This is a genomic window from Streptomyces xingningensis (assembly GCF_054957865.1).
The window spans coordinates 239,202-247,687 of sequence record NZ_JBDJPF010000001.1; the positions used below are offsets into that span (position 1 = coordinate 239,202).

Sequence of the window (8,486 nt, forward strand, 5' to 3'; positions counted from 1 at the left end):
CCGGGGACGAGGGCCGCTGTCAAGCCTGTCCGCACTATGAACAGTGCGTCTCACGTTTGCCGATACGGCAGTTGACGGTCAACCGGATGACTGTTCCACTTGCACCATGCACTCAAGGCAGTGGCTGGCCACACGCGACCACATCGACTTCTGCCGGGTGTGGTCGGCCTCCTGTTCGGGCTGATCCCGCGCCCGTCGAGGCGCTCACGCCCGATTCGATTCCGCTCCGCCTGCCTTCACCCTGCGCCTTCGCGGCGCCCCTCCCCTCGTTCAGCAGCCGCAGTCACAGCAGCAACCGTCGCAATCACAGCAGCAATCACAACCGTCACAACCGCAATTGCACTCGTCCAGACACTTCGAGCACCGCGACCGGCGTTGTTCCCCGCTCCATGGGTCGCGGTAGGTGTCGCGGCAGCACAGTTGGCACGTACAGCACAGCCCGGCCCACACCGCACACCCGGCGACCGGCCCGCGCCGCTTCCCCCGGCGCGGCGGCTCCGGCGGCGCGGGCGGCGACCCCGGCGGCATCACCGGCGGCGGGCCGAACGCGCCTCGGTGGCCGGGGAGTTCACAGCCACCGGCCGCGAAGGCCCGGTCCACCGCGCGCGCCGGCTCGTGTGCCAGCAGCAGATGCGCCAGCCTGCCCTGCGCCCTGCTCGCGAACTCCACATCGCGCAGGGCCAGGCGCACCCCGTGCACCGTGTCATCGCACAGCCGTCGCACATCGGTGAGTTCCGCCTCGGTGGCGGCGATCGGGTTCCACGCCCCGGACCCCGCGTCGCGTTCCAGGTCCTCGACGGCGTCCAGCAGGTGTGCGAGCCGCCCGAAGAGCCGCCCCGCCTCCTCCAGCGGCTGCCGGTTCCCCGGCCGTCCGGCCAGGACCGCGGTGTGGCCGAAGGCCGCCGCGGTCGCCGTCTCGGTCGGCTCGGTCAGCTCCAGCAGCGGCGTACCGGCCCCGGCCAGGGCCTCCAGGCCGGTCTGCCGCTCCACCGCGTCCACCAGCAGGGCGGTGTCGAAGCCGAGGTCCGCGCCGGTGCGGGCGCCCGCCCGGTCCCACCGCGCCGCGACCCGGCGGGCCGCGGCGGCCATCGGACGCCTCGCCAGCACCCCGTCCCGGTCGGCCACATGGTCGCGCAGCTTTGCCGAGGCCAATACGAGTGATACGGAAGCGGCCAATCGCGCGCCCTCGCCGCGTGCCACGGGAGCGGTGCGCATGCCGCGCAGCGGGCAGGGCCCCGCGGTGCGCCGCCAGGCGCTCGCGTCCCCGCCCTGCGAGGCCTGCGCCTCAACAAGGACCGAAATGACCAGTCCGTCATAATTGGTCGCGACTCTCGCGAATTGTCCGTGATCCCCCCTCAAAGCCAGGCAGAGCCCGCACAGATGAGCCATCCACTCGGTCCGCATCCCCTCGGACAGCCGATGCCGACATGGCCTGATGATTCCGAACAAAACCCGCCCCCGTGTGTAGCGCCCGGCAACCCGGCGCATCCTAGTCATAGGGCCGACCCCGACCGCTTGCGGCCCGACCGTTCAGGTTTCTTCAGGGGTTTCTGACACACCGCCATCTGCTTTGCACCAGATGCGTCACGAAATCCACGCTTGGCCCCCATCCACTTGGCACATCATCCGCATCATGGACGACCATAGGGGAGCGGGCGGAACACACCGCGTGTGAGAGGAGGCGTCCATGGGTTCGGTGCGTAAGGCGAGTGCCTGGCTTGGCCTCGTCGACGACGGCGACGACGAGCGCTACTACGACGACGAGTACGCCGAGGGGCCCGAGCCCGGAGACTCCTGGGTGACCAACCCCAAGGTCCAGGTGGCCGACGAGGCCGCCCAGGAACAGGGCACCCGCATCGCCACGGTCACCCCGGACGGCTTCCGGGACGCCCGCGGCATCGGCGAGCTGTTCCGGGACGGCGTCCCGGTGATCGTCAACCTCACCGCCATGGAGCCCAGCGACGCCAAGCGGGTGGTGGACTTCGCGGCCGGTCTGACGTTCGGGCTGCGCGGCTCCATCGAGCGGGTGGCCAACCGCGTCTTCCTGCTCACCCCCGCCGACTACCAGGTGGTCAGCGGGGAGCCGACGGGCCGTGTGAACGGCGGATTCTTCAATCAGAGCTGAGCGGGGCTGGGGTTCGGCCGGGGGTCCGGGGGGTGTCCCCCGGGAAAGCACAGCAATCAGAGCTGAGCGGGGCTGGGGTTCGGCCGGGGGTCCGGGGGGTGCTCACCGGAATGCGTCGAGGCCGGTGAGTGCCTTGCCCAGCACCAGTTGATGCATCTCCACGGTGCCCTCATAGGTGAGCACCGACTCCAGGTTGGTCGCATGCCGCATCACGGGGTACTCGAGCGAGATCCCATTGGCCCCCAGGATCGTCCGGGCCGTACGGCAGATCTCGATCGCCTCGCGCACATTGTTGAGCTTCCCGAAGCTGACCTGTTCCGGCCGTAGCCGTCCCGCGTCCATCCGCCGCCCCAGATGGTGCGCCAGCAGCACACCCTTGTGCAGTTCCACCGCCATGTCGGCGAGCTTGGCCTGGGTGAGCTGGAAGCCTCCGATGGGCTTGCCGAACTGCTCCCGCGTACGGGCGTAGTCGAGCGCCGACTCAAAGCTCGCGCGCGCCGCGCCCATCGCGCCCCAGACGATGCCGTACCGGGCATGGCTCAGACAGCTGAGCGGTCCGCGCAACCCGGTGGCCTCCGGCAGCACCGCATCGGCGGGCAGCCGTACCTCGTCGAGAACCAGCTCGCTGGTGACGGAGGCGCGCAGCGACCACTTGTGGGTGATCTCGGGCGCGGAGAAGCCGGGGCTGTCGGTGGGTACCACAAAACCCCGGATGCCCGAGTCGGTCTGTGCCCAGACGACCGCGACACCGGCCACCGAGCCATTGGTGATCCACATCTTGCGGCCCGTCAGCACCCAGTCCCCGCCGGCCTCGCGCTTGGCATGGGTCCGCATGCCCGCCGGGTCCGAGCCGTGGTCGGGCTCGGTCAGCGCGAAGCAGCCGATGATCTCGCCGGTGGCCATGCCGGGCAGCCAGCGCCGCTTCTGTTCCTCGGAGCCGAAGCGGTGGATCGCATACATCACGAGGGAGCCCTGGACGGAGACCAGGGAGCGGATCCCGGAGTCGGCGGCTTCCAACTCCAGGCAGACCAGACCGTATTGGACGGCGCTCGCGCCCGCGCAGCCATAGCCGCTGAGGGACATGCCCAGCGCACCCAAGGCGCCCAGCTCACGGGCGAGTTCGCGGATGCCGGGCAGTTCGCCGCGCTCGTACCACTCGGCGATGTGCGGCAGGACGCGGTCGGCGGCCCAGCGGCGGACGGTGTCGCGTACGGACCGGTCCTCGGCGGTCAGCAGATCGTCGAGGCCCAGCGGGTCGTGCGGGTCGAACGGCGGCAGGGCGCGGGCGGACATGGTCGCCTCCTGTGATCATCCGGTCGCCCCCGACGCTACGGCCCGGTAACCGCCCGCGTCCACCCCATCGGACACCTCCCGGGGCGGGAACCGGTCCGGCGTCAGCCCTGCACCGCGCGCGGCAGCCGCAGCGCGGCGAGCGCCCCCGCCAGGAGGAGGACGGCGCTGACGACGAGAGTGACATGCAGGCCGTGGACGAAGGCGGCCCGGGCCGCCAGGCGCAGGGCCGCCCCGGACGGTCCCCCGAGCCGGTCGGCAACCTCGTACGCCTCGCCGAGCGAATGGCTCGCGGCGGTGCCCGCCGCACCGGGCACCCCCGGCGTGGTGCTGACACCCGGCGCGTACGCGGCGTTCATCACGCTGCCCAGCAGGGCGATGCCGATGCCCGCACCCAACTGGTAGGAGGTCTCGCCGATCGCGGCCGCGCCGCCCGCCGACCGGGCGGGGGCCTCGCTGAGCATCGACTCATACGCCCCGAACAGCGTGGTCTCCAGGCCGAGGCCGAGCAGCACGAAGCACACCACCAGGACCACCGGCCGGTCCTGATCGCCCATCACCGTCAGGGAGAGCACCGCCGCCGCCGTCAGCAGGAACCCGGCGGCCACCATCGCGCGCGGCCCGAAGCGGTGCAGCACCCGGGAGCCCGCGAGGCCCGCGGCCATCGCCGCCAGCGTCAGCGGCAGCAGCCGCAGGCCGGTCTCCAACGGAGTGAGGCCGAGGACGAGCTGGAGGTACTGGGCGGCGATCAGCTCCAGGCCGACCAGGGCGAGCATCGCCAGCACGATGCAGCCCACCGAGGTGCCGAACGCGGGGCGGGCGAACATCGCGAGATCGACCAGCGGATGCCGGCGGCGGCGCTGGCGGCGGACGAAGAGGACCAGCAGGGCGCAGCCGAGCGCGGGCGGCACCACGGTGGAGAGGGAGAGCGGTTCGGCCCCGCTGATCCGCTTCACCCCGAGGACCACCCCGAACAGTCCGAACGCGGCCATCAGCGCGCCCAGTACGTCCCAGGGCCCGTCCCGGTCACCGGTCGACTCCGGCAGCAGCCAGCGTCCGACCGGGATGCTCACCGCCATCAGCGGAATGTTGATGAAGAAGACCGAGCCCCACCAGAAGTGTTCCAGCAGCAGTCCGCCGAGCAGCGGCCCGGCGGCCGCGCCCACCGCGGCCACCGCGCTCCAGATGCCGATGGCCAGGGCCCTCTCCCGCCGGTCGGGGAAGACCTGGCGGAGTATGGAGAGCGTCGCGGGCATGATCATCGCGCCGCCGGCGCCCAGCAGCGCCCGGGCGGCGACCAACACCCCGGGGCCGGTCGCGACGGCGGCCAGCGCGGAGGCCAGGCCGAAGAGGCCATAGCCCAGCAGCAGCACCCGGCGCCGGCCCACCCGGTCGCCGAGGGTGCCGAAGAGGATGAGCAGCGAGGCGCAGACCAGGGGGTAGACGTCGACGATCCACAGCAGCTGTACCGCGCCCGGGCGCAGGTCCTCGGTGACGGCCGGGACGGCGACATGCAGCACGGTGGCGTCGACGGCGACCAGCAGCAGGCTGACGCACAGGACGACCAGCACGGTCCAGCGGTTCGCCCCGGTGCCCCGGCCGGGCACGGAGCGCGAGCGCTGCCGGGGAACGCCTGCCGCCCACCGGGTGCGGGCATCGGTCGCCCCGGACATGCGCTCACCTCCGTGTCGGGTCCGCGCGGCGGACCGCGGGCCGGGAGGTGACCCGGTGGCGCCGAGCGACGAGTGGGACGCCAGAGTACGCGAGTCCGGGCTGGTCACCGGTCCGGCAGCGGTGCGTGGAGCAGGGTGGCGATGCTGGACAATCGATCGGTGACCGATCTTGCCTCGCTCCCCGGCATACGCACCGGCCCCGGCGTCACCGCCCGCCGCGGACCGCGCGCGCTGCTGCGCCGGGCCGCTCCCGCGTTGCTGGTGTATGCGGCGATCAGGGTGCTGGGGATCGTGGTGCTGGCGGTGTGGGGGCGGCTGGCGGGGAAGAGCCCGCATCAGCTGCTCTCGGCCCGTTGGGATTCGCTGTGGTACTCCCGGATAGCCGAGGAGGGCTATGGCCACACGCTCCGCCTCGGAGGTGGCAAGGTCCACTCCGACCTGGCGTTCTTTCCGCTGCTGCCCTGGCTGGAGCGGGCGCTGTCCGCTCTCTTCCCGCTGTCGGCGGCCGATGCGGGGCTGGTGGTCAGCGCGGTGGCCTCGCTGTGCGCGGCGGGCGGGATCTTCGCGGTGGGCGACCGGCTGGGTGGCTTGCGCCATTACCGCGTTGACGGGCGGCGGGCGGGCATCGCACTGGTGGCGCTGTGGGCGGCGCTGCCGGTGGGCGTGGTGCAGTCGATGGCCTACTCGGAGTCGCTGTTCACCGCGCTGGCCGCGTGGAGCGTGTATGCCGTCCTCACCGGGCGGTGGCTGTGGGCGGGCTGCTGTGCGGCCCTGGCCGGGCTGACCCGCCCGGTGGGGGCGGCGGTGGTGGCGGCCGTATGGCTCACCGCGGTGATGACGCTGCTGCGGCGGGAGCACCGCGGCTCGTGGCCCCGAATGCTGCTCGGGGTGCTGCTCGCGCCGCTCGGCTGGCTGGCGTACTTCGTCTGGGTGGGCGTGCGCACCGGGAGGGTGACCGGCTATCTGGATGTACAGGGCGGCTGGGGCAATGGCTTCGACGGCGGGCTGGCCTTCGGCTCGTTCGTCTGGCAGCGGCTCAGCGGCCCGGCCTTCCCGGCCGGGCTGGGGCTGCTGATCGGCGTGGGGCTGGTGCTCTGGCTGTATGCGGTAGGGGTCCGGCGGCGCCAGCCGCTCCCGCTGCTCGCCTACACCGGGGTGGTGCTGCTGCTCGCGCTGACCGCCAAGGGGTACTTCGGCTCGAAGCCACGCCTGATGATGCCCGCCTTCCCGCTGCTGCTGCCGCTTGCCGTGGCGTTGGCGAGGCTGCGTATGATCCGCGGGGCGGTCGTGATGGGTGTGGTTGCGCTGGCGGGGGCCTGTTACGGGGCGTTCTGGCTGCACGGCTCCGGTCCGCCGTGATCTTTATCCGCGGCGGCCCAACGGAGCGCTCAACGGGAGTGGCGGGAAACGGTGCGGGACCGTTCGGCCAATCGCCGATAAACATCCGCAAACGAAAAGAATTAAAGGTGGAGCAGGCACTCGACTGCCGCCCGGCAAGGATTCTTTAGCTCATTCTTATTTCGCTGGACCCGGCCACATCAAACGCGCCGAAAGTCGCGTTTGAGACCCATTCCACATCACATCGTCATCACAAAAGGCCCCGATCGGCCGAACCTTCCCATCACGCAATGTAACGTCGTTTGGGTGCGTACCAACGACGAGCTCGTCCAAGCGGAGGAGCGCCCGACCGAGCCCGTGCGGCCGCGGATGACCCGGACCCGGCTGGGGATCTTCGTGGCAACCTCCGTGGTCTACGCGGCGATCGTGGTCGGCGTGCTGACCACGTCCTGGCCGGTGCGGTTCGACTGGCAGGTCATGCTCTTCCGGCCGTACAAGCAGTGGCCGGAGATCCACACGTTCCTCGACTACTTCGTGGTCCTGGGCCAGCGCGGCCCGACCGCCGTCGCGGTGGCCGCCTGGCTGGGCTGGTGCTCATACCGCCGCAGGACCCTGCGGCCGCTGCTGGTGCTGGGCACCTCGCTGCTGCTGCTCAATGCCACGGTCGGCGCCGCCAAGATAGGGATGGGCCGGCTCGGACCGCACTACGCCACCGTCATCGGCTCCAACGAGATGTTCGCCGGGGGCGACATATTCCCCTCCGGCCACACCGCCAACGCCGTGGTCACCTGGGGGGTGCTGGCCTATCTGGCCACCACGCCACGGGCCCGCCGGATCGCTTCGGTGGCAGCCGCGCTGCTGGCGCTCGGCGTCGGCATGACGACCGTCTACCTCGGAACCCACTGGATGAGCGATGTGACGCTCGGCTGGACGGCGGGCCTGCTGGTGCTGCTCGCGCTGCCCTGGTTCGAGCCCCTGATGACCCGCGCCGAGAGCTGGCTGTTCACCGCCTGGGCCCGGCTGCGCGAGCGCGGTGCGCCGGCTCCGGCGGCGTCGGCCGCGCCCGCCGGGATCAGGCTGTGGGCGCCTCGCCCCGCGGCCGACGACCGGCTGCCCGCCCGGGAGCCGGTGGGTGCCGGCAGCCGTGCCGGGCGGGCGGCGGACGCCCGTCCGCACCTGCCCTCCCGGCCGCACACCACCCGCTCCGAGCGGACTCCGGTCACCCCGACCGGCAGCCGCCGCCCACCGCACTCCGACCGCACCCCGCGCACCGCGCCGCCGGTCCCGGCGACGGGCCGCGGGCGGACCGTCTGACCCACGCGGGAGCACCCGGAACCGGCGGGCCGTCGAAGGACGGCCCGCCGGTTCTGTCGTGTACCGGCGCTCAGCCCTTCCAGCAGCGCCGTACGGTGCCGCCCCGGACCTCGAAGTTCAGCCGGCCGGCCACATACTCCAGGGTGATCAGCGTGCCCGGCGGCAGCGCGCGCACGGCCGACCAGCCGCGCTCCCGCGCCCGGGCGGCCGCGCTGTCGGCGTCCAGCCCGACATAGCCCTCGGGGTCGTCGTCGGGGTCGGGGGGAAGGTTCGGCGAAGGCACCATGGCCGCCACCGTAAGGCCACCGGGCCCCGGACCATGGGTCACACTTCTGTCACAGAGAACCCGGGCCTGGTTTACCGCACCGCGAGTCACCCGCACGGGGATATTCCCAGCCACCTCCCCACACGCCCCGCCGGCTGTCGGCGGTGAATTCACCACACCTTTTCCGGACGCCCCCACCGGCCCCCCGGAAAGCTCCGGAAAATTCCCGGAAATTCCCGGACGGGATCCCTGCACAGGAGCCGCGACTGCAATTCCCCGGAACATCCCGAGCAGCCGCCCGGATAATCCGGAACATTTGATTCCGAAATGCCGGTGCCCGGACCGGCCACCCGACCGCCCCGGACACCGGCGAGGCACCCTCGCGCCACGCCCCCGCGGCGAGCATCATGGCGGGTGCCCTGGGGCGTGTCCGATGGGTCGGTGCGGGCCCTGCGGTGTCTGGCGCGGTGCATCGCAAGGC

General features: G+C 71.9%; 7 protein-coding genes. 3 read left to right on the forward strand and 4 right to left on the reverse strand.

Annotated features, from left to right (window positions below):
- Nucleotides 1-270: 270 nt before the first annotated feature.
- Nucleotides 271-1,449, reverse strand: a complete 1,179-nt coding sequence (locus tag ABCR83_RS01160) for a DUF5685 family protein (protein WP_462692290.1) — start codon at nt 1,447-1,449, stop codon at nt 271-273.
- Between the two features lie 238 nt (nt 1,450-1,687).
- Here ABCR83_RS01160 and ABCR83_RS01165 point away from each other — a divergent pair, with 238 nt between their 5' ends.
- Nucleotides 1,688-2,125: a cell division protein SepF gene (locus tag ABCR83_RS01165; RefSeq protein WP_462692292.1), complete on the forward strand. Its 438-nt coding sequence runs from the start codon at nt 1,688-1,690 to the stop codon at nt 2,123-2,125.
- A 102-nt stretch (nt 2,126-2,227) separates the two neighbouring features.
- Here the strand turns inward: ABCR83_RS01165 and ABCR83_RS01170 are convergent, their stop codons facing one another.
- Both ABCR83_RS01170 and ABCR83_RS01175 read right to left on the reverse strand, forming a co-directional pair.
- Entirely contained in the window at nt 2,228-3,418 is a 1,191-nt protein-coding gene (locus ABCR83_RS01170) for an acyl-CoA dehydrogenase family protein (protein WP_462692294.1), read from the reverse strand.
- 101 nt (nt 3,419-3,519) lie between these two features.
- On the reverse strand, nt 3,520-5,088 hold the full coding sequence (locus ABCR83_RS01175) for an MFS transporter (RefSeq protein WP_462692296.1): 1,569 nt from the start codon (nt 5,086-5,088) through the stop codon (nt 3,520-3,522).
- Nucleotides 5,089-5,247: 159 nt separating this feature from the next.
- On the opposite strand from ABCR83_RS01175, the gene ABCR83_RS01180 reads away from it, so the two are divergent.
- Both ABCR83_RS01180 and ABCR83_RS01185 read left to right on the forward strand, forming a co-directional pair.
- Complete coding sequence (locus tag ABCR83_RS01180; RefSeq protein ID WP_462692298.1) at nt 5,248-6,447, forward strand: hypothetical protein; 1,200 nt, start codon at nt 5,248-5,250, stop codon at nt 6,445-6,447.
- A gap of 285 nt (nt 6,448-6,732) precedes the next feature.
- On the forward strand, nt 6,733-7,740 hold the full coding sequence (locus ABCR83_RS01185) for a phosphatase PAP2 family protein (protein ID WP_462692300.1): 1,008 nt from the start codon (nt 6,733-6,735) through the stop codon (nt 7,738-7,740).
- Nucleotides 7,741-7,810: 70 nt separating this feature from the next.
- On the opposite strand, the gene ABCR83_RS01190 is transcribed toward ABCR83_RS01185, so the two are convergent.
- A complete protein-coding gene (locus tag ABCR83_RS01190) occupies nt 7,811-8,026 on the reverse strand; it encodes an I78 family peptidase inhibitor (protein ID WP_462692302.1) in 216 nt (71 codons plus the stop codon).
- Nucleotides 8,027-8,486 lie beyond the last annotated feature (460 nt).

Bases quoted from the DNA above. Each gene is read 5' to 3' on its own strand.
- ABCR83_RS01190 (WP_462692302.1), bottom strand. From the start codon at position 8,026: ATGGTGCCTTCGCCGAACCTTCCCCCCGACCCCGACGACGACCCCGAG.
- ABCR83_RS01175 (WP_462692296.1), bottom strand. From the start codon at position 5,088: ATGTCCGGGGCGACCGATGCCCGCACCCGGTGGGCGGCAGGCGTTCCC.
- ABCR83_RS01165 (WP_462692292.1), top strand. From the start codon at position 1,688: ATGGGTTCGGTGCGTAAGGCGAGTGCCTGGCTTGGCCTCGTCGACGAC.
- ABCR83_RS01170 (WP_462692294.1), bottom strand. From the start codon at position 3,418: ATGTCCGCCCGCGCCCTGCCGCCGTTCGACCCGCACGACCCGCTGGGC.